Below are 22,558 nucleotides of genomic sequence, written 5' to 3'. Positions count from 1 at the left end.
GGTTGATCACTGGCCCTGATGTTTGTCCGCCTGTGCTGTTGACCCCTATCACCGTATCGCGCTGTTGTTGCGCAGCCAGTGCACCGGGTTTGGCAGCCTGTGTCCGTTTCTGTCACATCACCTCTTGGTCACCCTGGATGTCGTGCGCGCTGGCCGATCAGGCGCCGGCGTAGCGTGTGTCGCGGGTCATCAGCGCGAACGCCATGCGCGCCAGCTTGTTGGCGGTCGCAATCGCGACGAGCTTGAACGGCTTGGTGGCCAAGAGCTTCCTTGCCCAGGTGCGCAGCGGATCGTCGTGCCGGGCCTGATGGTGCAGCACGGCGTGTGCGCCCACCACGAGCAGCTTGCGTAAATAGCTGTTGCCCATCTTGGTGATACGCCCCAACCGGGCCTTGCCGCCGCTGGAATGCTGGCGCGGGACCAGGCCCAGGAACGCCGCGAACTCGCGCGGGCCCGAGAAGCTCGCCGGATCGCCGATGGTTGCGACCAGCGCCGAGGCGGTGACCGGACCGATGCCGGGGATGGTCATCAACCGGTTCGACACGGGATCGGCTCTGGCCTGTACGGCGATATCCGCGTCGATCGCCTTGATCGCTTCATCGAGGTGCGCGATCTGGACGACCAGTGGCATCAGGCTGGCACGCACCGCTTCAGGTATCACGGGATCGCCTTCATGGATCAGGGCGCCCAGCGCGCGCATGTTGCAGGTGCCTTGCGCCGCGATCACGCCCACCTCGGCCAGATGTCCGCGCAAGCCGTTGAGGAGCTGGGTGCGTTGGACCACCAGCATCTCGCGAGCCTTGTGTTGCATCAGCACCGCCTGGTTGGCGATCGAGCGAACCTTGACGAAGCGCAGCCCCGGGCGGGACAGCGCCTCGCAGATCGCCGCCGCGTCATTGGCATCGTTCTTCTGTCGCTTGACGAAGGGCTTCACATAGACCGGCGGGATCAGCTTCACCGTATGACCCAGCTCCATCAGCTCGCGCCCCCAGTGATGGGCTGAACCGCATGCCTCCATGCCGACAAGGCAGTCCGGCAGCGATGCGAAAAACGGCAGAACCTCGCCCCGGCGCAGCGACCTGGCGACAATCACCTTGCCGCTCGCATCGACCGCGTGAACCTGGAATACATGCTTGGCCAGATCGATGCTGACCGTCGTGACAGCCGAAAGATCGGCGACTATCTTGCTCATGTGGATGGTGCTCCTCAGGTGGATCTTTGACAATCACACCGTGGAGGCTCGGCATCGCCGACTCAAACCCTCAACAGAGCGCCGTCCACACCATCACCGTAACCCATGATCGCCTCGATCTTCGCGATCAGCCCGGGGTCGGTCCTGGCCAGATCGTCATAGGCGACGGCGCCCTTCACCATATGCCCCTGGTTCGATCAGGCGCGCGCGTAACAAATTAAGAACATATAGTGAACATTTTCTCCTTTATGGTATATCGAAGCGATGAATGAGTCGCAGTCAGAATTCGAGCACATGGCGAAGCTGACAACGGAAGTCTGGACGCGCCATACCGCGCACACCGGTTCCGCTTTCGCGCGACACACGTCGCATCGTCGCATCTCAGGGCGCGGGCAGGAGATTTCTGCCGGATTTTTGCCCCTGCTTGTCCACACTTTCCTGACTATACCTGTGGATATTGTCGAAACCGATGTCCAAGGCGGGGCGGCTGTTCGTTTTCACGGAGCAGCCGGTCTGGCAGAACGCCTCCGGGATTCGCTTGAGCGCGAAATCGATTCGACTCGGCCCGTTGTCTGGCTCGGCCTGACGACATGCAGAGCCGCTTCAGCTAATTTTCTGAATCGTTTAGCGACGATTCACGTGGGGGGTGAGTTGTTCTGAGATGGCGCGCAGCGACCTCATAGTATCGATCGTGCGGGCTGGTGCCTCGGGCGACAAGCAATTGTTGCGCGATGCGGCGGAAGCCTTGATGGCCGACGAACGCGCGAAGAGACATTTCGCAGTTGCCGACCGCCTCCAGCGCGCGCTGTCGACCGTGGCGGTGACGCCGCCCGCCCTTTCGACCTCCGCGCAGCCTAACAATTCCGCCAATGGCCGTGATGCGATCCTCGAACTTGAGCCGCGCATCCAGATGGACCAATTGCTCCTGCCCCTGCCCGCGCGCGAAAGTGGACGCCAACTGATCGAGGAACACGCGCGCGCCGATGTCTTGCGCGCGCACGGTTATGAGCCCCGCCACCGCGTACTGCTCTCTGGACCGCCCGGCAATGGCAAGACGTCGTTTGCCGAAGGCATTGCCGAAGCCCTTGGGCTACCGTTCTTCGTGGTGCGTTACGACGCGCTCATTGGCAGCTTCCTCGGCGAGACCAACACTCGATTGCGCCGGTTGTTCGACTATGTCCGGACGCAGCCGAGCGTGCTGTTCTTCGACGAGTTCGATGCCATCGGCAAAGAGCGCGGCGACACGCACGAAACAGGTGAGATCAAGCGGGTTGTCTCCTTCCTTCTAATGCAGCTCGATCAATTGCCGAGCTACGTTATCATCTGCGCCGCAACCAATCATGGCGAATTGCTCGATCGTGCGGTTTGGCGCCGGTTCCAAATGCGTCTCGCTTTCCCGGCACCCGACCGGAAGTCGATTACATCCTATTTGGAGCGAATTATTGATGGTTGGCCGGCCCGTCCGGGATTGCCGCTGGCGAAAATCGCGGGCAAGCTTGGTATGGTAAGTTATGCCGAGGCGTTGGACTTTTGCCAGAACGTACGTCGCCGGCAGATATTGGGGCTGGGGGAAGTCAATATCGATGCAGCACTTGCTGCCGAGCTTGATCTCTGGACCTCGCGCGTAACGCCCGAGGCGATAGATGCCAAGCGATCCAACCAAGCCGCTACTGCGGCTGAACACGGAGAATAGTCGGCCTAGGCCGGTAGGAATCCCGCGTTACGTTCCGCCGCCGGACGCGTTCAGCCAAGATCGCCAACGCCAGGCGATCGGGCCAAAATTCGAGAGATTGCGCCGACTACTCGAACGGGGCAATCCGCTTGAGATGCGCGCGGATGCTACCGCGCTTGCGCCCGAACGCCTGCTGGTATTCGAGGTCCGTGGCACGGTTTCCGATTTCGCCAATGCGATCCAGCGCGTGCCGGGGCTTGAACTGGTCGACGAGGAGGAGCTGATCGCTGAGGAAGGCGATAAGGACCCCGTCGCCTACCTGCTGATGCCCGACCTCGAAGCCTTACGCCAGCTGGAGTCGCTCTGGTCGCGCTGGCTGCGCGGCGCGCTTATCCTTGGCGAGACCCCGTGGCGCAACGTCTTCCAGTTGCTGCGGGACTTGCGTCCATGGGGTCCACAGGATCGCGTCCAGGCGCTCGACGCAGCCGAACTTGCGACCGAGATCGAGGGCGAGTCCGACGACTATCTTCTTCGGCTGGAGATCGAGCTGATCTACCGCGCGAGTGCGGATAAAGGTGCGATCGCTGAAGATGAGGTCCGTCGGTTCGTCGCGCGCTGCGATGGCCGCACGGTGTCGCGCGCCCGGATCGATGACATCGCTTATCATGCCGTCTTGGCCGACCTTCCCGTCTGGGCCGTCCGCCAGATAGTTGAACGCGGGAGCGAAGGGCTAGCCGGGCTTGAGCCCGTTATGCATATTCGGCCGCAAAGCGTCGCGACCGGGATCGAACTCGCCGATCCAGAGGACTTCGCTATATCGGGCGGTCAGTCTGCCGCTCTCGGACGACCCATCCTAGCGTTGCTCGACGGCGTTCCCGTGGCGGCTCATCCGGTGCTCGCCAATCATATCGACTTGGACGATCCGTTTGCTCTCGAGCCTGACGCGCTCGTGACGAACCGCGTGCATGGAACAGCCATGGCGTCGCTCATTGTCCATGGTGATCGAAACCGGAGCGAAGCCCCCTTGCCTCGCCGCATTCACGTCGTCCCGGTCATGGGGAATGGCGATAGGTTTCCACCCGACCGGCTGGTTGTCGACATAATCTACCTTGCGCTCCAGCGCATGCGCGCAGGAGATGCGCCGACAGCTCCCGACGTTCTCATTATCAATCTTTCGCTCGGCAACTGGCGTCGGCCTTTTCATGGCCAGTTATCAGCTTGGGCGCGGCTGCTCGACCGGCTCTCATATCACTTCGGTTGCCTGTTCCTGGTTAGCGCCGGCAACAACGACGCGCCCTTTGGTGTGCCAACCTTTGCGAGCGGAGCCGAGCTCGAAGCGGCCGATCCGCGCGAGCGCTCAGCGGCAATGATTGCCGCTCTTGGTGCCGTTGTCGCGGACCGGCGGCTCTTTGCCCCTGCCGAAACGGTCAACGGCGTTACCGTCGGGGCTTGCAACGAAGACGCGATCCTGCCCGCAGCGCGGGTTGGTGCCGGGCTGCACGTCGACCCTTTTCCCGATCTCAGGATTGCCAATCCGTCGAGCAATCTGGGGCCCGGGTTCGCGAGTTCGGTCAAGCCTGACATCCTAATGCCCGGTAGCCGCGAGCATGTGCATGTCGTTCGCACGCATGATCATGTCGACGTCCGGCCCTCGCGCCCATCGCGAGTTGCCGGTCTCAAGGTCGCCGCGCCGCCGGCGGCGGGTGACGAAAACCGACTGGGCTATACGAGCGGCACGAGTGCAGCGACCGCGCTTGCAGCAAGGACATGTCACCGCATCCACGACAGCCTCGAAGCGGTATATGGCGATCAGTTCACCGGTCTCTCGCATCACCAGCGCGCGGTTCTCTTGAAAGCGCTTCTTATCCATCCCGCGCATTGGCATGAAGATTCGGCTTCGGTCCTACGATCGGTGCTCGGGCCGGCCGATGGTCGCCAGCACGTGCGGCAGAAGGACAATATTCGCCGCTTCCTGGGTTATGGCTGGGTAGACCCCGATGATGCAGTCGCGTGCGCCGAGGATCGGGCAACGTTCTGGGCGACCGGGATGCTGGCGTCTAATCAGATAACCACGCTCAACGTGCCGGTGCCGCAATGCATGTCGGGCCAGGCGCGACTTCACTCGCTCTCAGCGACCGTCGCCTGGTTCACCCCAGTCTCACCCGGACGGAAGCGCTATCGGACATGCCGACTCAAGATCATCGAGCCGCTTGGGCTCGGCGATCTCGCAGTCGCAAGTCACAGCAATCAGCCCGATACTAACCAGACCAATCGCGGCACAGTTTTCACTCGATCGTGGCGCGGCGATCAAGCGCCTGTCATTGGCCCGGGTTTATCGATCCCTATCCACATCCAGCGTGACCCGGACCAAGGGGGTGTGATCGACGACAGCATTCCCTTCGGGGTCGCCGTGACGATAGGTATGCCGGGGCTGGTAGGGTTATATGATGAGGTGCGGCTCCGCCTCCGCCCTGCGGTCAGGGCTTCGGCCGAAGGCGTCTAATATCAGCCCCATAATTCTAAAGGCCAACACTGGCCGCGTGGCGCCTGAACCCCAGCCTACCATGTAAAGGCACACAGCTTACGTTCGGCTGCGGCTCGCCACCTCGCGGACGAGCCTGCCCAGTGCTGATTGCCGGAATCGCTTGCAAGCCGAAGCGCCACGACAAAAAGCCCTCCCCGCTCACATGGGAAGGGCCTCTCGTTTTCCGAGCAATCGTAGAAGCGTTAAGCCCCAGCCGGCGCCGGATTCCTGAACGGCCCCCGACGGGCGCCGCGTCTTCGGGATCGACGTCCCGCTGCTCGGCAGGGTCGATGCTGTCGCTCCCGTGTCGGGCGGTTGATGTTCTCGCCCGCGGCGATCTGCTTGATCTCGTCGCCGGTCAGCGTCTCATATTCGAGGAGCGCGCCATGCGGCGGCACGATCGACACTAGCAGTCGGCAGCCGCGCATTTTCCAGGCTCTATCACCGGCCTGATCAAGCCAAAATGGACGCAATATATGACGCGCGATTCGACACAGGAGATACATTGTCGGCACCGATATTCGGGAGGCAGATCTATGGCGACGTATAGTCCGATTGCGCGAGGAGCGCGGCGCCCGTTTATCGGCGTGATGCCTTAAATCGCGCGAGAATGAACACGGCCCGCGGGAGGTCACAAATGATCGCCTGCAATCGCGTGGCTGATCATTTGCAGCAAGCGCTCGGACAGAATTATTTGGGGGGAGGAAGATGAGTTTTATCGCTGCCGTATGCCCGGCGTGCCATAAGGACATCCAGGTACCAAGCGACGTAGTAAATCCCGCTTGCCCGTACTGCGGCGCAATCGTCGGGCAGGAGGGCGCCGCGCCAGCCGCAACTATAGCGACGCTAATGGGAATGGCGCAGACTGCCGCTTTGGCGGGAAATAACGCCGAAGCGCTCTCTTATTTTAATAGGGTGCTGGAATCCGATCCAAACAATTCGGCGGCATGGATCGGCAAGGGTAAAGCCGCAGGGTGGCAGACGACGCTCGTTAACCTCCGCGTGGGAGAGATGCTTGTCGCCTTTAATCACGCAATAGCCAACGCGGAGCCCGACGCTCGCGATGCTACATTGCAGTCAGTTATACTCGATGCCAATCATCTGATCGTCACGATCTACAAGCTGGCTCGCGACCACATGCTGGAATATGTGTCGCTTGATAGTAGCTGGGCCAACTACCTTAATCAGATGGGCCAGATGATCGATGCGCTCGCTACGGTTCATAGCTGGGATCCAACGGATAGGCTCACGCTCGAAAACATCGTCCACATCTGCAAGGACAACATTGAGGGGGTCAGCTATCGCGACCGGTTCGACCAGAACGCTGCCAAGGCCTGGACGCTGTCTCCTCAATACGAAGCAACACTCAAAGCCAAGATGGACGAGGCGGCGAACCAATTGCGAGCGCTTGATCCATCCTACGCTCCCCCTGCCATCGAGAAGAAGAAGGCGGAAGCGTGCTTTGTGATCACTGCGAGCATGGGCGATCCGCAGCATCCACATGTGACCTTCTTGCAGGCATTCCGTGACGACTGGCTACGCCGGCGCGGATGGGGTCAAAAGGCTATCGCCGTTTACTATCGCGTCGGCCCGAGCGCGGCGGCATTTATTGCGAGAACCGACCTACGAAGGTCCATCTCGCGCGCCGTCGTGGTTCGCCCGATGGTGTGGTTGGCAAGCTGGTTGCTGGCAAAGTAGAGCAGTCGCACCGCTGTACTCACCGAAAAGAAAAGCCCTCCCCGCTCACACGGGAAGGGCCTCTCGCATCACAACAATCGTTGAACCCTTACCTTACGCCCCAGCCGGCGCCGGATTCCCGAACGGCCCCGACGGGCGCCGCGTCTTCGGGATCGACGTCCCGCCGCTCGGCAGGGTCGACGCCGTCGCACCAGCGTCGGGCCGGTTGATGTCCTCGCCCGCGGCGATCTGCTTGATCTCGTCGCCGGTCAGCGTCTCATATTCGAGCAGCGCGCCCGCGATGCGGTGGAGCTGATCGACATTCTCGCTCAGCACCTGGGTCGCGCGCTTGTGGCCGCCGTCGATCAGCGACTTGATCTCGCTGTCGATCATCAGCGCGGTCTCGTTTGACATATTGTGCCGCTGGGTCTGCGAATAGCCCAGGAACGTCTCGCCCTGCTCTTCCTCATATTCGAGCGGGCCGAGCTTGTCGGACATGCCCCAGCGCATCACCATCGCGCGCGCCAGCTTGGTCGCCTGCTTGATGTCGCCGCTCGCGCCCGACGAGACCTTGTCATAGCCGAAGATGATCTCCTCGGCCGCGCGCCCGCCCATCACGGTGGCGAGGTCGGCGTACATCTTGTCGCGATGGTACGAGTAATTGTCGCGCTCGGGCATCGACACGACCATGCCGAGAGCCCCGCCGCGCGGGATGATCGTCGCCTTGTGGATCGGGTCGGACGCCGGCTCATGGATGCGGACCAAAGCGTGACCGGCCTCATGATAGGCGGTCATCTTCTTTTCCTCGGGCGTCATGACGAGCGATTTCCACTCGGTGCCCATGATCACGCGGTCCTTGGCGAGCTCGAACTGCGCCATCGCGACCAGCCGCTTGCCGAGCCGCGCCGCCATCAAAGCGGCCTCGTTGACCAGATTGGCGAGATCGGCGCCCGACATGCCCGGCGTACCGCGCGCGAGCGTGCGCGCATCGACGTCGGGGGCCAGCGGCACCTTCTTCATATGAACCTGGAGGATCTGCACGCGGCCCTCGATATCGGGCAGCGGCACCGTCACGCGGCGGTCGAACCGGCCCGGGCGCAGCAGCGCGGGGTCGAGCACGTCCGGGCGGTTGGTCGCGGCGATGATGATGATGCCTTCGTTCGCCTCGAACCCGTCCATCTCGACCAGCAACTGGTTGAGCGTCTGTTCGCGCTCGTCGTTGCCGTTGCCCAGGCCCGCGCCGCGATGGCGGCCGACCGCGTCGATCTCGTCGATGAAGACGATGCATGGCGCCGATTTCTTGGCCTGTTCGAACATGTCGCGCACGCGGCTGGCGCCGACGCCGACGAACATCTCGACAAAGTCCGAGCCGGAAATGGTGAAGAACGGCACGCCCGCTTCGCCCGCGATCGCGCGCGCCAGCAAGGTCTTGCCGGTACCGGGCGAGCCGACCAGCAATGCGCCCTTCGGGATCTTGCCGCCCAGCCGGGCGAATTTGGTCGGGTCCTTCAGGAACTCGACGATCTCCTGCAATTCCTCGCGCGCCTCATCGATGCCGGCGACGTCGTCGAACGTCACCTTACCCTGTTTCTCGGTCAGCATGCGGGCGCGGCTCTTGCCGAACCCCATCGCGCCGGAGCCGGACGATTTCTGCATCTGGCGGATGACGAAGAAGGCGATCGCCAGCATCAGCACGAACGGCAGCGACTGGACCAGCAGATATTGCCAGATCGACGGCGTTTCCTCGGGCTTGGCGACGACCTCGACATTGTTGTCGATCAGGCGCTGGACCAGATTGGGATCGGGCACGCCGGCATTGGTGCGGAAGGTGGTATTGTCCTTCAGCGTGCCGTTGATCGCGGTGCCGGCGATCTCGACCTTCTTGACCGATCCGTCCTTCACCTTGGCGACGAAGCCCGAATAGGACAATTGCTGGCCCGCGGGCGTCGACGCATTGTTGCCCAGCATGGCCACCAGCACCGCCAGCGCAACCGCGATACCCACCCAGAGCAACAGGTTCCGGGCCCAGTTGTTGTTGCCGCCGTCCGGGCCGGGCTGCTTGTCGTTGTCGTTCATCGTCGCAAGATACCTTTCGTGCCCTTAAAGATAAGGCACCAAGCCTTAATGGCAATGGAACAACGTCGATCAGAGCAATCGACGCGGTGGGGCTTTGCGAAAACGCCACGCCGCGGGCGACAAGGCGACCGCCGCCACGTCGCCCAGCATCGCAGTGTCGCCCGATTCCAGCGCCTTGACCATCCGTACCAATGCGGAGCCGCGGATTTCCGCCGCCGGGTCGATCTGGCGGACGCAGAGCTCGACCAGGCGGCGGACCAGCTCGAAGGGCAGGTCGCGCGGGTCGAGCAGCAGCGAATCGCCCTCGGCCGCGATGCGATCCGTCCCAAGCTGACGCACCATCCAGCCGATCGCCTCCTCGGCGTCGGCCAGGGCGGCCGCACTCGCAGCGACTCGCGAGGAGTCGATCCAGTCGATCGCGGCGAGGTGCTTGCGCAGCCGCGCGCGGTCGAAGCGATCGCTGACATTGCTCGGATCGTCGACCGCGACGATCCCCGCCGCCGCGACGATCGCGCCCAACTCGGCGCGGCGCCAGCCGAGCACGGGCCGGATCACCCGCCCGCTTCTCGCGCGCACCCCCGCCAGCCCGCCGACCCCGGCCCCGCGGTTGAGCCGCATGATCAGCGTTTCGACCTGATCGTCGGCATGGTGCGCGGTGGCGATCTGCGTGGCGCCGATCGCGTCGGCATGGGTTTGGAGCAGCTCGTAGCGCAGCGCCCGCGCCCGCGCCGACAGGTTGGCGGTATGACCCGTCCGCTCGGGCAGGGCGCCGCGCAGTACGGCATGATCGATGCCGTGCGCCGCGCACAGATCGGCCACCCATGCCGCCTCGTCCGCCGCTTCGGAGCGCAAGCCGTGGTCGACCGTCGCCGCGACGCAGCGCTCGCCGAGCGACGCGTGGGTCAGCAACAGCAGTGCCAGGCTGTCTGGGCCGCCCGATACCGCGACCAGCACGCGGGCCTCGGCCGGATCGCACAGCAGCGCCAGATCGTCGGCGAACCGCGCGAGTGCTACCGGGTCGACCGCGCGCGTCAGCTCAGGTGCATTTGTTGGCGGCACGGCCTTTGTCCGCGTCGGCCTTTTGCGCCGCGGTCAGCTTGGCGCCATAGACGTCGCCCAGCTCGGTATAGACGCGGCAAATATCGGTGCGCGGCTTCTTGAGCACGGTCAGCGCCTTGGCCAGGTTGAGCAGGCTGTCGGCGGCGCGCTCGCCATCGGGCAATTTCGAATAATTCTCGTAATAGATTTGCGCGGCCAGATTGGGCTTGCCGTCATCCATATAGATCGTGCCGAGCAGATTCTGCGCGCGGCTGACCAGGCGGTGGCCGGGGAATTTGCCGGCATAGCCCTGGAGCTGCGCCTCGGCCTCGGGATAGAATTGCGCCTGCCACAGGCGATAGGCGTAATTGTACGCGTACATCGCCTTGTCGACCGCGTCCTTGCCGGCGGGTTTGGGAATCGCGGCGACTGCCTTGGCGCGATCGGGGTCATTGGCGGCGGCGGCAGGCTTGGGCGCGGGGCCGGCAGGCTTTGGGCCGGTCTTGACCGGACCCGGCGCCGGACCGTCGGTCACCGCGGCGGGATCGGCATCGCCCGGCGGCGGCGCGGCGCGATCCTCCAGCGCCTTCAGCCGCGCATCGGTCGCGCGCTTATAGGCGGCGAAATCGGCCTCGAGCTGCTGCATCTTGTGCTCGTCGGTCTCCAGCCGCCCGGTGAAGCCGGTCAATTCGCTCTCGATCGAGCTCACCCGCTGTTCGAGATCGGCGAGCGGCGCGCTCGCCGGCGTGCCCGCCGCGGTGACCGGCGTGTTGTCCGGACCGATTTCGGGCTGCACCAGCGGTCCCGACGTGCGCGACACCACGCGCTCGACCGTGTTCATCCGCTTTTCCAGCTGGCCCAGCCGCGCATCGACCGACCGGTCCTGCGCGTGCGCCGGCACTGTGATCGCCAGGCTCGCCGCCGCGATCATGACCGTCGTCAACAAACTACGCATACTCATCCCCAGATTGTCCCGCTGTGGTTAACCTACCCCGGAACGCCGGTCCGCGCCACTAGATGTGGTTGGCGTCATTGCCCGATTTGACTCCCCGCGGGCGGGGTTTCGTCCGGCCGGCCTAAGGCGCCGTTGTCGGCGCCGCGGCGGGCAAGGATACCGGGTCGGGCGTCGCTACCGGTCGCGGCGTCGAGGACGCGGTCGGCTTGTCGCTGGGCTGGCGGAAGAAGTCCGGCACCTCGTTCGATCCTGCACGCTTGCCCGGCTTCGCTTGGGTCGTCGGGGCAGCGGCCGCGGGAGTCGGCACGGCTGCAGGCGCCGCGGCATTCCCGCGCGCCTGCAACGCCGCGGCGCTGATCGGCACGTCCTTGATCGCGCGCTTGCCGTCGCCCAGCGCCGGCACCGCCGATCCGTTGATCGTCACCTGCAATTTGTCGGGCCGGCCGATATTGATCATCGGGTTGGCGGCGTCGTTCGGCAGCGAATATTGCTCGCCGGGCTGCATCGTCTTCTGGATCAACGTCTTGCCGGTCGCGTCATAGACGCGCAGCCACACCGCATCGGTCGCGGTCAGCACGACCTGGCCGCCGGCAACCGGGGCGGGAGTCGGTTCGGGCGCGGCGGCGATTGTTGGCGATGCGTCGGGCGTGGCGAGCGCCGCGGGCTCCTCGCCAGTGCCGCGCAGCCAGGTCGTTCCGTACCAGATGCCGACGCCGACCAGCAGCACCACGGCAATGATCGCGGCGATGCCGGCAATCCCGCTCGAGGGCACGCGGCGCGGATCGGTCGGCTCATATTCCTCGAACTGCGTCGTCGGCGACAGCGGCATTTGCGGGCTCTGGCGCAACTCCGCGGCGATCGCGCGGTCGTCGAGCCCGACGGCGCGCGCATAGGTCTTGGTGAAGCCGATCGCATAGGCCGGCGACGCCATCCCCTCCATCCGGTTATTCTCGATCGCCTCCAGGTGACGCATCGGCACGCGCGTCTTGTTGGCGATGTCGGCCAGGGTCAGTCCCAGTCCTTCACGCGCCTCACGCAGCTTGTCGCCCACGGTCTTGGGGAATAGCGACGCCTGATCGGGTGCGCCCGTCGCTTCGTCCTCGTCCATTACCTTCTCCGGCGAATAGGGGGTTGCGACCTTGAATCGCCATCCGCCGGTGACGGCTGTCGGCCAAAGCGGGTAAGACTGTCAACGGCTCGTTAGCGCGTTTTCGCCCCGGCTCAGGCCAGCTCGACATGGTTTTTGGCTGCCCACTCGGTCAGCACCCCACGAATGTCGCGCGGCGGCTTGGCCAGCAGCCCGTCCATGAAGCGCATCGCCTTGCCGCGATCGAGGCTGCGCACCATCGCCTTGATCGGCCCGACCGCCGCCGGCGTGATCGACAGCCGGTCGATTCCCAGCGCGATCAACGCCATCGCCTCGAGCGGCCGTCCGCCCATCTCGCCGCACACGGTCAGCGCGACCCCGGCCGCGTCGCACGGCGCCACCACGCGCTTGAGGAAGCGCAGGATCGACGGCGACAGCCAGTCATAGCGCTCGGCCAGTTTGGGGTTGGCGCGATCGGCGGCGAACAGGAACTGGGTCAAATCGTTGGTGCCGACCGACAGGAACTGGATATTGGGCAGCAACAGATCGAGCTGCTCGGCCAAGGCCGGCACTTCGAGCATCGCGCCATAGCGGATCTCGCTCGGCAGCCGCTTGCCGCGCTTGCCCAGCCACTCGCGTTGCGCCTCGAACAGCGCCTTGGCCTCGTCGAGCTCCCATGCCTCGCTGACCATCGGGAACATGACGTTGAGCTGCCGACCCCCGGCCGCCTCGATCAACGCGCGGGCCTGTGCCTTCATCAACCCGCCGCGTTCGAGCGCGAGCCTGAGCGCGCGCCAGCCCATCGCCGGATTCTCCTCATCCTCGTCGTGATGATTGAGATAGGGCAGCGCCTTGTCGCCGCCGATATCGACCGTGCGGAACACCACCGGCTTGTCGCCCGCCGCTTCGAGCACGTCCTTGTACAGCCGCAATTGCCGCTCGCGCCGCGGCAGGGTCGCCGACACCAGGAACTGGAATTCGGTGCGGAACAGGCCGATCCCATCAGCGCCGGTGACGTCGAGCGCGGCGACATCGTCGCGCAGGCCGGCATTGACCATCACCGTCATCCGCTCGCCGTCGAGCGTAATCGGCGCTTCCGACTTCAGCGCCGCGAACACCGCGCGGCGTTTCTGGCGGACCAGCAATTTGGCGTCGAACGCCTCTTCCATCGCCTGGGACGGACGGACCAGCACCGATCCCGCCTCGGTCACGTCGAGCAACAGCAGGTCACCGTCGGCGATCGTCTGGCGGACATTGCGCACGCGCCCCAGCACCGGCACGCCCATCGCGCGCGCGACGATGGTGACGTGCGCGGTCAGCGACCCTTCCTCGAGCACCACGCCCTTCAGCCGCCGGCGGTCATATTCGAGCAATTCGGCCGGGCCCAGGTTGCGCGCGATCAGGATCGTATCCTGCCGCAACCCCAATTGTGCCGCGGTCCCCATCTGCCCCGACACGATGCGGAGCAGCCGGTTGGCGAGATCCTCGAGATCGTGCATCCGGTCCTGGAGCAGGGGATCGCCGATCTGGCGCATCCGCATCCGCGTGCGCTGCTGGACGCGCTCGATCGCGGCTTCCGCGGTCAGGCCGGAATCGATTGCCTCGTTGATCCGCCGCGACCAGCCCTCGTCATAGGCGAACATCTTGTAGGTCGCGAGGACCTCTTCATGCTCGCCATCGACGCCGAATTCGGCCTGTTGCGCCATGCGGTCGATCTGCTCGCGCATCTTGTCGAACGCGGCATAGACGCGGTGGCGCTCGGCCTCGGTATCCTCGGCGACGGTATGTTCGATGGTGATGCGCGGCTGGTGATAGACGGCGTGGCCGATCGCCATCCCCTCGACCAGCTTGAGACCCTCCAGCCGCGTCGCCGCGGTCGATTGCGGCCGCGTCGCCGCGTCGCCGCGCTGGTCGATCAGGCCGGCATTGGCGATCAGCTCGCTGAGCACCATCGCCACCGTCTGCAGCGCCTCGATCTCGACATCGTCATATTTGCGCGGCTCGGCATGCTGCACCGCCAGTACGCCGACCGCTTGTTCGCGGCGGATGATCGGCACGCCGGCGAAAGAGTGGAACTCGTCCTCGCCGGTTTCCGGACGATAGGCGAAGTCGGGATGCGACGCCGCTTCGTCCAGGTTCAGCGTCTCGACATTCTGCGCGATCGTGCCGACCAGGCCCTCGCCCAGCGCCATCTTGGTGACGTGGACCGCCGCCTGGTCGAGCCCGCGCGTCGAATAGAGTTCGAGCAGCCCTTCGCGCAGCAGATAGATCGAGCAGACCTCGCTATCCAGCGCCTCGCCGATGATCCGCGCGACCGCGTCGAGCTTTGCCTGCGCGGACGATCGCGCCGCCATCACATCATGCAGGCGGACCAGGATTTCACGAGCGGACGCAGCGGCGGTAAGCGGCATGTCGAAGCGCTAGCAGGTTGGCGGGGGCGGCGCCATGACCCGACATTCGAAGAATTTGTAATGCGCGGCCAAGTATCAAAGCTGCCATGCCGCGCTCCTCCCGGCGTTCCGGGTGCAGCAAGCGCTGCATTCGCCGTCGTTAGCCCCGCCAGCACCGATCGATCATCATCGCGGAACCGGATGAGCCGTCAAATGCTGTGCTGCTGATACAAATGGGGATTGGTATGGACTTGAAGGGCTTCCTCAAAAAGCTTGGTCCCGGCCTGGTCACCGGCGCGGCCGACGACGATCCGAGCGGTATCGCCACGTATTCGCAGGCCGGCGCCGCTTTCGGTCCGGTGCTGCTATGGACGATGGTGCTGACCTATCCGTTGATGAGCGCGGTGCAATTGATCAGCGCGCGGGTCGGCCGCGTGACGGGGCACGGGCTCGCCTGGAATTTGCGCCACGTCATGCCGCGATGGATCGTGATGGTGCTGGTCGGGCTGCTGTTCGTGGCCAATACGATCAATATCGGCGCCGACCTTGCCGCGATGGGCGACGCCGCCCAATTGGTCGCCGGCGGCGGTGGCCATCTCTTCACCATCGGCTTCGCGGCCGTCTCGCTGCTGCTCCAGCTCTTCATTCCCTACCGCAAATATTCGTCCTTCCTGAAATGGCTGACGATGGTGCTGCTCGCTTACGTGGCGCTGATCTTCATCGTGAAGGTCGATTGGGCGGCGGCGCTGCACGGCATGGTCGTCCCGACGATCCCCGGCGCAGCGGCGGTGACCGTTGTCGTCGCCATCTTCGGCACCACGATCAGCCCGTATCTGTTCTTCTGGCAGGCCTCGCAGGAAGTCGAGGAGATCGACGTCGTCGAGGAGCGGGAGCCGCTCAAGAAATCGCCCGATCAGGCGGCGGACGCCGAAGTTCGGATGCGCTATGACACCTTCGTCGGCATGGCGATTTCGAACCTCGTCGCCATCGCCATCATGCTGGGCACCGCCGCCACTCTCCACGCCTCGGGCAAGACCGACATCCAGACCGCCGCCGACGCGGCCAAGGCGCTCGAGCCGATCGCCGGCCAGTTCGCCTTCGCGCTGTTCAGTCTCGGCATCATCGGCACAGGGATGCTGGCGGTGCCGGTACTCGCCGGATCGACCGCTTATGCGATCGGCGAGACCGCCGGTTGGAAAACCGGCCTCGAGCACAAGCCGCGCAAGGCCAAGCTATTCTATGCCGTGATCGGCGTCGCGATGGCGCTCGGCGTCGGCATCGACTGGTCGCCGATCAGCCCGATCAAGGCATTGTTCTGGAGCGCGGTGATCAATGGCGTCGTCGCCGTGCCGATCCTGATCGGAACGATGCTGGTCGTCTCCCGGCGATCGACCATGGGCGACTTCACCGCGTCGACAATGTTGAAGCTATTCGGCTGGGCGAGCACCGCCGTGATGGCGGCGGCGGTCATAGGAATGGCCGTCCTGCCGTCCAGCTAGCGAGGAAGGAGGAAGTGATGGATTGGCTGACCGCTCTGATCGGGCCCGATGACGGCAGTGCCGCGACATGGCAATTCTGCGTCCGGGCGGTGCTGCTGCTGCCTTATGGCATCCTCTGCATTCGCATCGCCAGGCGGCGGACCTTCTCGAACCTCACGCCGCTCGACATTTTCGTGGCGATCGTGATGGGGTCGAAGGCGCGCGAGGCTTGATGCGGATCGCGACCTACAATGTGAACGGCGTCAATGGGCGCCTCCCCGTCCTCCAGCGCTGGCTGTCCGAGGACCTTCCGGACGTGGTTTGCCTCCAGGAATTGAAGGCGCCGGACGAGCGTTTCCCGGAAACGGCGTTGAACGACTTGGGTTACACCGCGATCTGGCACGGCCAGAAAAGCTGGAACGGCGTCGCGATCCTCAGCCGAGTGGGCGAGATCCACGAAACCCGTCGCGGGTTGCCCGGCGACCGCGCCGACGACCAGAGCCGCTACCTCGAGGCCGCGATCAACGGCGTCATCGTCGCCTGCCTCTATCTGCCCAACGGCAACCCGCGGCCCGGACCCAAGTTCGATTTCAAGCTTCGCTGGTTCGAGCGGCTGACGCGGCATGCGCAGTCGCTGCGCGACGCTGGCGTGCCGGTGGTCATCGCCGGCGACTTCAACGTCATGCCGACCGAGCTCGACGTCTACAAACCCGAACGATGGCTCGACGACGCGCTGTTCGCGCCCGAGGTCAGACGGGCTTATGCTGGCTTATTGGAACAAGGCTGGACCGACGCGCTTCGGTCGCGCCGCCCCGGCGAGCACATCTATACCTTCTGGAAGTATTTTCGCGGCGCGTTCGAACGCGACGCCGGCCTCAGGATCGATCACATCCTGCTCAGCCCCGATCTCGCGCCGCGGCTAATTGATGCGCGGGTCGAGAAGCGGGTGCGGGCTTGGGAGAAGACGAGCGATCATGCGCCCGTCTGGATCGAACTCGCGAACCCGTGAGCGGGTAACGGGTCAGACCTTCGGCTTGGCGGCCGTCTTCTTCACCGGCGCGGCAAATGTCGCGCTATCCCAATAGCCGCGTTGGAGCGCGATGCGGCCGTCGATCACGTGGAAGAAGCCGCAGCCGAGCCGATCCTGCGGATCTTTCCATTCGAGGATCGCCCATTCGCCGTCCTCGAACAGGTTGACCGGCAGGCATTCCATAGTCGCTGCGGCGAATTCCTGAGCGAAGCGCTCGCGGATCGCCGATCGGCCCTGGACCGGGCCGACCGCGACTTGATGATTGGTGGCGTCGTCATGATAGAGCGCGGCGAGCGCATCGGGATCGGCGGCATTGAACGCCGCGATCCAGCGCCGCACCACGCCCTTGGGCGTAGCAATGGGAAGGCTCATCGGAAGTTGTCGGCGTAGCTCTGCAGCTTGAGCGTGCGCGCGGGCGCCGGCACGATGTGGAAGGCGAGCCCGACCTTTTCGGCATAGGCCTGTGCGGCTTCCGCGGTGGCAAAGGTCAGCCGGACCTGTTCGCGCGTGTCGCCCGACCCGGCCCAGCCGGTGAGCGGATCCGGGCGCTTGGCCTCGGCGGGTTCGAATTCGAGAATCCAGCGATCGGTCCGGTAACGTCCGGACTGCATCGCGTTCTTGGGACGCTGATAGATACGGGCGGTTGGCATGATCTTTCCCTTATCCTGACTTTCCGAACCTTGCATCGGCTTTTTTGGTCCTCAGCGTCGGGTTTGCGGCGGCGGGGTCGTCGGGCCAGGGATGTTTGGGATAGCGCCCGCGCATTTCCTTGGCGACCGCGGACCAGCTTCCGGCCCAGAAACCGGGCAGATCGCGCGTCGTCTGGATCGGGCGGCCAGCCGGCGAGGTCAGGCTGAGCACGAGCGGCACGCCATTGGCGATGGTCGGATGCACCGCAAGCCCGAACAGGGCCTGGGGGCGGAGCTCGACAGTTGGGCCGGCTTCGGCGGCATAGTCGATCGCGTGACTCGATCCCGCCGGCGTGTCGAGCCGGGCGGGGGCGATACGGTCGAGCGCGCGCATAGCGTCCCAGCAGGCGAGATTGCGCAGCGCCTCGGTGAGATCTGCGTCGGAGAGCTGCGACAGGCGGCGCTTGCCGTCGAGCAACGAGGCGAGCCAATCGTCGAGCCGGGCGGCGAGCGTCTCGTCGTCGAGCGCGCCGTCCCAGCCATGTGCGGCGGCGAACGCCGCGCGGTCGCGAAGCGCGGTCGACGCCTCGCCCCAGGGCAGCAGATGCAGCCCATGCTCTCGGACGCCGTCGACCAGGGCGGCGGCGATCGCGGCCGGATCGGCGTTGCTATCGGGCCCGCGCGACAAAGCGATCGCGCCCAGGCGACGTTCGCGCACTGCTTCGACGCCGCCGGTCGCTGGATCGAATGCGAAGGTGCGGCGCGTTTCGATCTTGTCGGCGAACAAGGTTTCGACCGTCGCCTGGTCGATCGCCGCCGCCGACAGGATGCGCGCGCCGGCCGCGACACCCTGTGTCTCGGCAACGGCGAGCCATTGCGCGGTGGCGAGAGAGTCGGCCGCATCGAGCTTGAACCCCCGGCCGCCGACCGAGGCCCAACGTTCGCCGGAAGCGTCGCGGCGCCGGGAAACGCGGTCGGGGAAGGCGAGGGCGATGGCGATGCTAACGCCCTCTCCCCTCTGGGGAGAGGGTTGGGAGAGGGGCAGTGCGGCAGGCGATCGGTTCGTGCCCCTCTCCCCGACCCTCTCCCCAGAGGGGAGAGGGAGAATGGTTGCCCACCGCTCAGCCAGCCGCCTTGCACTCTCAGCACGCCGTCCACGTTCGGTGCGGAATCTGCGAATACGGGTTTCCAGATCAGTCCCCGGACCACCCAATCCGCGCTCGCCGAGCAGCACCGCAACTTCGGCCGCTTCCGTTGCCAGCCCCATCTCTCCCGCCCGCACCAGCATATGCGCAAGCCGCGGCGGCATCGGCAGCTTCGCGATCGCGCGGCCGTGCGCGGTCGGCCGGCTATCGGCGTCGAGCGCCTCGAGCGTTGCCAACCGTGCGCGTCCTTCCGCCACCGCGGCTTCGGGTGGTGGATCGAGCCATGCCAGCGTGCGCGGATCGGCGACTCCCCAGATCGCGCAATCGAGCACCAGGCCTGATAGATCGGCTTCGAGGATTTCGGGCGGGTCGAAGCGCGGCAACCCTGCCGTCCCCGCTTCTTCCCACAACCGATAAGCGACACCCGGCCCTTGCCGAGCCGCTCGCCCGGCGCGCTGCGTCGCGGCGGCCTGGCTGGCGCGTTCGGTGACCAGCCGCGTCATCCCCGCCGCGCGATCGTAGCGCGGGCGGCGAGCGAGCCCCGAATCGACCACCACCCGGATGCCGTCGAGCGTCAGGCTGGTTTCGGCGATGCTGGTCGCCAGCACGAGCTTGCGCATGCCGTCGGGCTCGCCGGCGATCGCCGCACGCTGATCCGCCGGCGCGATCGTGCCGTGAAGGCGATGCAGGCGCACGCCGGGCAGGTCGCCGAGTCTCTCGGCGGCCCGCTCGATCTCGGCGACGCCGGGCAGGAAGGCGAGCACGCCGCCTTGCTCTTCGCGCAGCGCCAGCCGGATCGCGGCGGTGACCTCGTCCTCGATCCGTGCCTCGCCGCGACGGCCGAGATAGCGGAGGTCGAGCGTGTGACTGCGGCCTTCGCTCTCGATCACCGGCGCGTCGCCGAGCAGCTTGGCGAAGCGCGCGCCGTCGAGCGTCGCCGACATGGCGACGAGGCGGAGGTCGGGGCGCAGCGATCCTTGTGCGTCGAGCGCCAGGGCGAGGCCGAAATCGCTGTCGAGATTGCGTTCGTGGACCTCGTCGAACAGCACTGCCGAGATACCGGCGAGTTCGGGATCGGCCTGGATCCGCGCGACGAAAATGCCTTCGGTCACTACCGTTATGCGGGTCGCGGCGGAGCGCTTGCTGTCCATCCGCGTCGCATAGCCGAACGTCTTGCCGACCGGCTCGCCCGCGAGCATCGCCATCCGCTCGGCCGCGGCGCGCGCCGCGATCCGGCGCGGGCTGAGCAGCAGGATTTCGCCGCCGCACCAATTTTGGCCGAGCAACGCGGGCGCGACCGCGGTGGTCTTGCCCGCACCGGGCGGCGCGACCAGCACCGCATTGGGCTCGGCGTCCAGTGCCGCGAGCAACTGCGGAAGGACGGTTTCGACGGGAAGGCTGGGCGGTTGCATCGGCGATCGCGACACGTGGCAGAAACTTTCCACTGATGACAGCCCAGTGTCCTAGTATCTCCCCCAATTGCAGTGCTAGGCAGGTCCAGCATGCACGACCATAGCCACGACCACGCGCACGATCATGAGCATGATCACGCGCACGACCATCAGCACGGTCATGGCCACAAACATGGACACGGCCATAAACATGGTCATGGTCATGGTCATGGGCACGGCCATGGCCATGGCGGCCACAATCACGGCCCGCTGACCTTCGATCGCGCCTTCGCGATCGGCATCACGCTCAACATCCTGTTCGTCGTCGTCGAATTCGGTTTCGGCTTCGTTGCCCATTCGGTCGCGCTGATGGCGGATGCCGGACACAATCTGTCCGACGTGTTCGGGCTATGCGTCGCCTGGGGCGGCGCCACGCTGGCGCGGCGCGGTCCGTCGAAACGCTTCACTTATGGGCTCAAGGCTTCGACCATCCTGGCCGCGTTGATCAACGCATTGCTGCTGATGATGGCGATGGGCGCGGTCGTATTCGAGGCGGTGACGCGGATCGGCGATCCCGCGCCGGTCAAGGGCGCGGTCGTCGTGGTGGTCGCCGCCGCCGGGATCCTGGTCAATGCGGCGTCAGCCTGGCTGTTCGCGCGCGGGCAGAAATCGGACATCAACCTGCGCGGCGCCTATCTGCACATGGCGGCCGACGCGACGGTTTCGGCCGGGGTGATGCTGGCCGGCGTCGTGATCTGGTTCACCGGCGTGGAATGGATCGACCCGGTGGTATCGATCATCGTGTCGGCGATCATCTTCTGGCAAACCTGGGGCCTGCTCCGCGAGACGATCGAGATGTCGCTGAACGCGGTGCCGCGCGGGATCGACTATGACGAGGTCAAGGCCGCACTCGCGGCGATGCCCGGCGTCAGCGCGACGCACGACCTCCATATCTGGCCGATGTCGACCACCGAGACGGTGCTGACCGCGCATTTGGTGATGACCGAGGAAACCGGGCCGGCATTCCTGGGCAATGCGGCGGCGATGCTGCAGAAGCGGTTCGGCATCGCGCACACGACGATCCAGGTCGAGCGCGCCGCCGATGCCGATTGTGGGACCGATTGCTGACCCGGAACTCGGTACCGGATATCTAAAACCGATCAGACAGGCTGCTTGACCGGCGTGCCTTTCGCCGTCGGGTTGGAAGCGTTGAGCTTGGGCGGCTCCGGCTTCTTGGGCTTGCGGACTTCCTTGTTGCTCTTGCGCTGGCCTTTTGCCACGTCATTTCTCCTCGAACGGGTGCACGGTACGATGGTGGCGGCGCGTATACCGCCAGGGTTCACCGCACCACGCGCGCCCAATGCTCGCGCGTCACCGTGCCGGTCAGGATCTTGTTGCCGAACACGCGGCGCATCGCCTCGGCATCGTCGCCATTCATCATCACGACGCGCGTCCCGCCCTTGGGCAGCTTTTCGATCGCGCTGATCTTGGTCTGATGCTTCACGCACAGAGCTTCGACCGCGGCGCGATCGAGCGAGACGTTGATCGCGCGGCCGGGACCCGGATTGCTCCAGCTGTCATGGCCATTGGTAGCGGGAATAGTCGGCATCATCGGTTTGCTCTCCTTGGATTAGCGGGAGCACGAACCTCTCTCAGTCGCGCCGATGCTGGGGCGGGCAGCGCGATAGGGAGCCTTTAGGCTGTATACCGCCGAAAAGCCATGTATTTCGCCCCGACACTGTCTGTTGCCGCATAGATCGGCGAATTGATGCGAGGCGGCCGGCAAAGTGTGCTATTAGAAATCATCACCTGACCGATTTCGCAGGCATCTTGTGACCGTGAGCGCTTGCGCTTTCGCCTGCTGACGAGGCGTGCCCTTTGGACACCAATTACCTTCTGCACCGCGAGCAGATCTCGCTGATGATGGCTCGCAAAGCCGGCTGTTCCTCATCGCGCCTGGCGCATGCCGGGCTCGCACGGGCTTATGGCAAGCTGCTCGCTGCCGGGACGTTTCCGCACCGCAATTTCAACCTCATCCCGGCCAATGACGCTCTCGACCCGAGCGAATCTCCCGATCGCGGCCGCGCCGACGCGTGAACGACCGGTCCGGGGAGCAGTTATCGACCGTCGAGCGCGCGTTTGAACTGGCGCGGTCGGGCAGTTGCGCCACGGTCGATGATATTCGGCGCGTGTTGACGGCCGAGCGATATCCGTCGGTTCAACCGCATCTGGCGGGGCCGTCGATCCGGCGCGCCTTGCTCGCTCTCTGCAAGG

The 22,558-nt window shown here is 65.1% G+C and carries 19 protein-coding genes; 9 read left to right on the top strand and 10 right to left on the bottom strand.

The window, feature by feature from the left end; all coding sequences use genetic code 11:
* Positions 1-157: 157 nt before the first annotated feature.
* Positions 158-1,192 carry an IS110 family RNA-guided transposase gene (locus AC1DRD_RS19605; RefSeq protein ID WP_478042713.1) on the bottom strand — a complete coding sequence of 345 codons (1,035 nt, stop codon included), beginning with the start codon at positions 1,190-1,192 and terminating at the stop codon, positions 158-160.
* A gap of 294 nt (positions 1,193-1,486) precedes the next feature.
* On the opposite strand from AC1DRD_RS19605, the gene AC1DRD_RS19600 reads away from it, so the two are divergent.
* The 4 genes from AC1DRD_RS19600 (at position 1,487) to AC1DRD_RS19585 (ending at position 7,086) form a co-directional block, all read left to right on the top strand.
* Positions 1,487-1,852 (top strand): hypothetical protein, encoded by a 366-nt coding sequence (locus AC1DRD_RS19600; protein WP_478042712.1) that lies wholly within the window; start codon positions 1,487-1,489, stop codon positions 1,850-1,852.
* Between the two features lies 1 nt (position 1,853).
* On the top strand, positions 1,854-2,885 hold the full coding sequence (locus AC1DRD_RS19595; RefSeq protein WP_478042711.1) for an AAA family ATPase: 1,032 nt from the start codon (positions 1,854-1,856) through the stop codon (positions 2,883-2,885).
* Between the two features lie 133 nt (positions 2,886-3,018).
* A complete protein-coding gene (locus AC1DRD_RS19590; protein WP_478042710.1) occupies positions 3,019-5,367 on the top strand; it encodes a S8 family peptidase in 2,349 nt (782 codons plus the stop codon).
* Between the two features lie 729 nt (positions 5,368-6,096).
* On the top strand, positions 6,097-7,086 hold the full coding sequence (locus AC1DRD_RS19585; protein ID WP_478042709.1) for a CFI-box-CTERM domain-containing protein: 990 nt from the start codon (positions 6,097-6,099) through the stop codon (positions 7,084-7,086).
* A 93-nt stretch (positions 7,087-7,179) separates the two neighbouring features.
* On the opposite strand, the gene ftsH is transcribed toward AC1DRD_RS19585, so the two are convergent.
* The 5 genes from ftsH to ptsP all read right to left on the bottom strand — a co-directional run bounded on the left by ftsH (position 7,180) and on the right by ptsP (position 14,632).
* Positions 7,180-9,141, bottom strand: coding sequence for an ATP-dependent zinc metalloprotease FtsH (gene ftsH, locus AC1DRD_RS19580; RefSeq protein ID WP_478042708.1), 1,962 nt, complete (start codon positions 9,139-9,141; stop codon positions 7,180-7,182).
* A gap of 69 nt (positions 9,142-9,210) precedes the next feature.
* Positions 9,211-10,200, bottom strand: a complete 990-nt coding sequence (tilS, locus tag AC1DRD_RS19575) for a tRNA lysidine(34) synthetase TilS (RefSeq protein ID WP_478042707.1) — start codon at positions 10,198-10,200, stop codon at positions 9,211-9,213.
* Positions 10,178-11,134 carry a tetratricopeptide repeat protein gene (locus AC1DRD_RS19570; RefSeq protein WP_478042706.1) on the bottom strand — a complete coding sequence of 319 codons (957 nt, stop codon included), beginning with the start codon at positions 11,132-11,134 and terminating at the stop codon, positions 10,178-10,180. The genes tilS and AC1DRD_RS19570 overlap by 23 nt, the downstream gene beginning before the upstream one ends.
* A gap of 121 nt (positions 11,135-11,255) precedes the next feature.
* The gene (locus AC1DRD_RS19565) at positions 11,256-12,242 is read right to left on the bottom strand and encodes a helix-turn-helix domain-containing protein (protein WP_478042705.1); all 987 of its coding nucleotides are present in this window, start codon (positions 12,240-12,242) and stop codon (positions 11,256-11,258) included.
* A gap of 113 nt (positions 12,243-12,355) precedes the next feature.
* On the bottom strand, positions 12,356-14,632 hold the full coding sequence (gene ptsP / locus AC1DRD_RS19560; RefSeq protein ID WP_478042704.1) for a phosphoenolpyruvate--protein phosphotransferase: 2,277 nt from the start codon (positions 14,630-14,632) through the stop codon (positions 12,356-12,358).
* A 224-nt stretch (positions 14,633-14,856) separates the two neighbouring features.
* On the opposite strand from ptsP, the gene AC1DRD_RS19555 reads away from it, so the two are divergent.
* Genes AC1DRD_RS19555 through xth form a run of 3 tightly spaced genes read left to right on the top strand, consistent with a single transcriptional unit; the run spans position 14,857 to position 17,098 of the window.
* Positions 14,857-16,110, top strand: a complete 1,254-nt coding sequence (locus AC1DRD_RS19555) for an NRAMP family divalent metal transporter (protein ID WP_478042703.1) — start codon at positions 14,857-14,859, stop codon at positions 16,108-16,110.
* Between the two features lie 17 nt (positions 16,111-16,127).
* Positions 16,128-16,322: a hypothetical protein gene (locus tag AC1DRD_RS19550; RefSeq protein ID WP_478042702.1), complete on the top strand. Its 195-nt coding sequence runs from the start codon at positions 16,128-16,130 to the stop codon at positions 16,320-16,322.
* Positions 16,322-17,098, top strand: a complete 777-nt coding sequence (gene xth, locus AC1DRD_RS19545; RefSeq protein WP_478042701.1) for an exodeoxyribonuclease III — start codon at positions 16,322-16,324, stop codon at positions 17,096-17,098. The genes AC1DRD_RS19550 and xth overlap by 1 nt, the downstream gene beginning before the upstream one ends.
* Positions 17,099-17,110: 12 nt before the next feature.
* Here xth and AC1DRD_RS19540 read toward each other — a convergent pair whose 3' ends face one another.
* Genes AC1DRD_RS19540 through hrpB form a run of 3 tightly spaced genes read right to left on the bottom strand, consistent with a single transcriptional unit; the run spans position 17,111 to position 20,305 of the window.
* Positions 17,111-17,491 (bottom strand): nuclear transport factor 2 family protein, encoded by a 381-nt coding sequence (locus tag AC1DRD_RS19540; RefSeq protein ID WP_478042700.1) that lies wholly within the window; start codon positions 17,489-17,491, stop codon positions 17,111-17,113.
* Positions 17,488-17,769, bottom strand: coding sequence for an NADH dehydrogenase ubiquinone Fe-S protein 4 (locus AC1DRD_RS19535; protein ID WP_478031917.1), 282 nt, complete (start codon positions 17,767-17,769; stop codon positions 17,488-17,490). Before AC1DRD_RS19535 ends, AC1DRD_RS19540 begins: the two co-directional genes overlap by 4 nt.
* Positions 17,770-17,779: 10 nt before the next feature.
* On the bottom strand, positions 17,780-20,305 hold the full coding sequence (gene hrpB, locus AC1DRD_RS19530; RefSeq protein ID WP_478042699.1) for an ATP-dependent helicase HrpB: 2,526 nt from the start codon (positions 20,303-20,305) through the stop codon (positions 17,780-17,782).
* A gap of 90 nt (positions 20,306-20,395) precedes the next feature.
* Between hrpB and AC1DRD_RS19525 the strand changes: the two genes are divergently transcribed.
* Positions 20,396-21,412: a cation diffusion facilitator family transporter gene (locus AC1DRD_RS19525; protein WP_478042698.1), complete on the top strand. Its 1,017-nt coding sequence runs from the start codon at positions 20,396-20,398 to the stop codon at positions 21,410-21,412.
* A gap of 211 nt (positions 21,413-21,623) precedes the next feature.
* Here the strand turns inward: AC1DRD_RS19525 and AC1DRD_RS19520 are convergent, their stop codons facing one another.
* Positions 21,624-21,896 carry a hypothetical protein gene (locus tag AC1DRD_RS19520; RefSeq protein WP_478031912.1) on the bottom strand — a complete coding sequence of 91 codons (273 nt, stop codon included), beginning with the start codon at positions 21,894-21,896 and terminating at the stop codon, positions 21,624-21,626.
* A 266-nt stretch (positions 21,897-22,162) separates the two neighbouring features.
* Here AC1DRD_RS19520 and AC1DRD_RS19515 point away from each other — a divergent pair, with 266 nt between their 5' ends.
* Positions 22,163-22,381: a hypothetical protein gene (locus AC1DRD_RS19515; RefSeq protein WP_478031911.1), complete on the top strand. Its 219-nt coding sequence runs from the start codon at positions 22,163-22,165 to the stop codon at positions 22,379-22,381.
* Positions 22,382-22,558 lie beyond the last annotated feature (177 nt).

The sequence above is a fragment of the Sphingomonas sp. P4_G2 genome (assembly GCF_056401155.1).
Note: the sequence above shows the minus strand (reverse complement) of the source record. Positions and strands in the feature narration are given on the sequence as shown.

Excerpts from the sequence above, each read along its gene's own strand:
- AC1DRD_RS19605 (WP_478042713.1), bottom strand. The coding sequence starts at position 1,192 with ATGAGCAAGATAGTCGCCGATCTTTCGGCTGTCACGACGGTCAGCATC.
- AC1DRD_RS19600 (WP_478042712.1), top strand. The coding sequence starts at position 1,487 with ATGGCGAAGCTGACAACGGAAGTCTGGACGCGCCATACCGCGCACACC.
- AC1DRD_RS19595 (WP_478042711.1), top strand. The coding sequence starts at position 1,854 with ATGGCGCGCAGCGACCTCATAGTATCGATCGTGCGGGCTGGTGCCTCG.
- AC1DRD_RS19590 (WP_478042710.1), top strand. The coding sequence starts at position 3,019 with ATGCGCGCGGATGCTACCGCGCTTGCGCCCGAACGCCTGCTGGTATTC.
- AC1DRD_RS19585 (WP_478042709.1), top strand. The coding sequence starts at position 6,097 with ATGAGTTTTATCGCTGCCGTATGCCCGGCGTGCCATAAGGACATCCAG.
- ftsH (WP_478042708.1), bottom strand. The coding sequence starts at position 9,141 with ATGAACGACAACGACAAGCAGCCCGGCCCGGACGGCGGCAACAACAAC.
- AC1DRD_RS19570 (WP_478042706.1), bottom strand. The coding sequence starts at position 11,134 with ATGCGTAGTTTGTTGACGACGGTCATGATCGCGGCGGCGAGCCTGGCG.
- AC1DRD_RS19565 (WP_478042705.1), bottom strand. The coding sequence starts at position 12,242 with ATGGACGAGGACGAAGCGACGGGCGCACCCGATCAGGCGTCGCTATTC.
- ptsP (WP_478042704.1), bottom strand. The coding sequence starts at position 14,632 with ATGCCGCTTACCGCCGCTGCGTCCGCTCGTGAAATCCTGGTCCGCCTG.
- AC1DRD_RS19555 (WP_478042703.1), top strand. The coding sequence starts at position 14,857 with ATGGACTTGAAGGGCTTCCTCAAAAAGCTTGGTCCCGGCCTGGTCACC.
- AC1DRD_RS19550 (WP_478042702.1), top strand. The coding sequence starts at position 16,128 with ATGGATTGGCTGACCGCTCTGATCGGGCCCGATGACGGCAGTGCCGCG.
- xth (WP_478042701.1), top strand. The coding sequence starts at position 16,322 with ATGCGGATCGCGACCTACAATGTGAACGGCGTCAATGGGCGCCTCCCC.
- AC1DRD_RS19540 (WP_478042700.1), bottom strand. The coding sequence starts at position 17,491 with ATGAGCCTTCCCATTGCTACGCCCAAGGGCGTGGTGCGGCGCTGGATC.
- AC1DRD_RS19535 (WP_478031917.1), bottom strand. The coding sequence starts at position 17,769 with ATGCCAACCGCCCGTATCTATCAGCGTCCCAAGAACGCGATGCAGTCC.
- hrpB (WP_478042699.1), bottom strand. The coding sequence starts at position 20,305 with ATGCAACCGCCCAGCCTTCCCGTCGAAACCGTCCTTCCGCAGTTGCTC.
- AC1DRD_RS19525 (WP_478042698.1), top strand. The coding sequence starts at position 20,396 with ATGCACGACCATAGCCACGACCACGCGCACGATCATGAGCATGATCAC.
- AC1DRD_RS19520 (WP_478031912.1), bottom strand. The coding sequence starts at position 21,896 with ATGATGCCGACTATTCCCGCTACCAATGGCCATGACAGCTGGAGCAAT.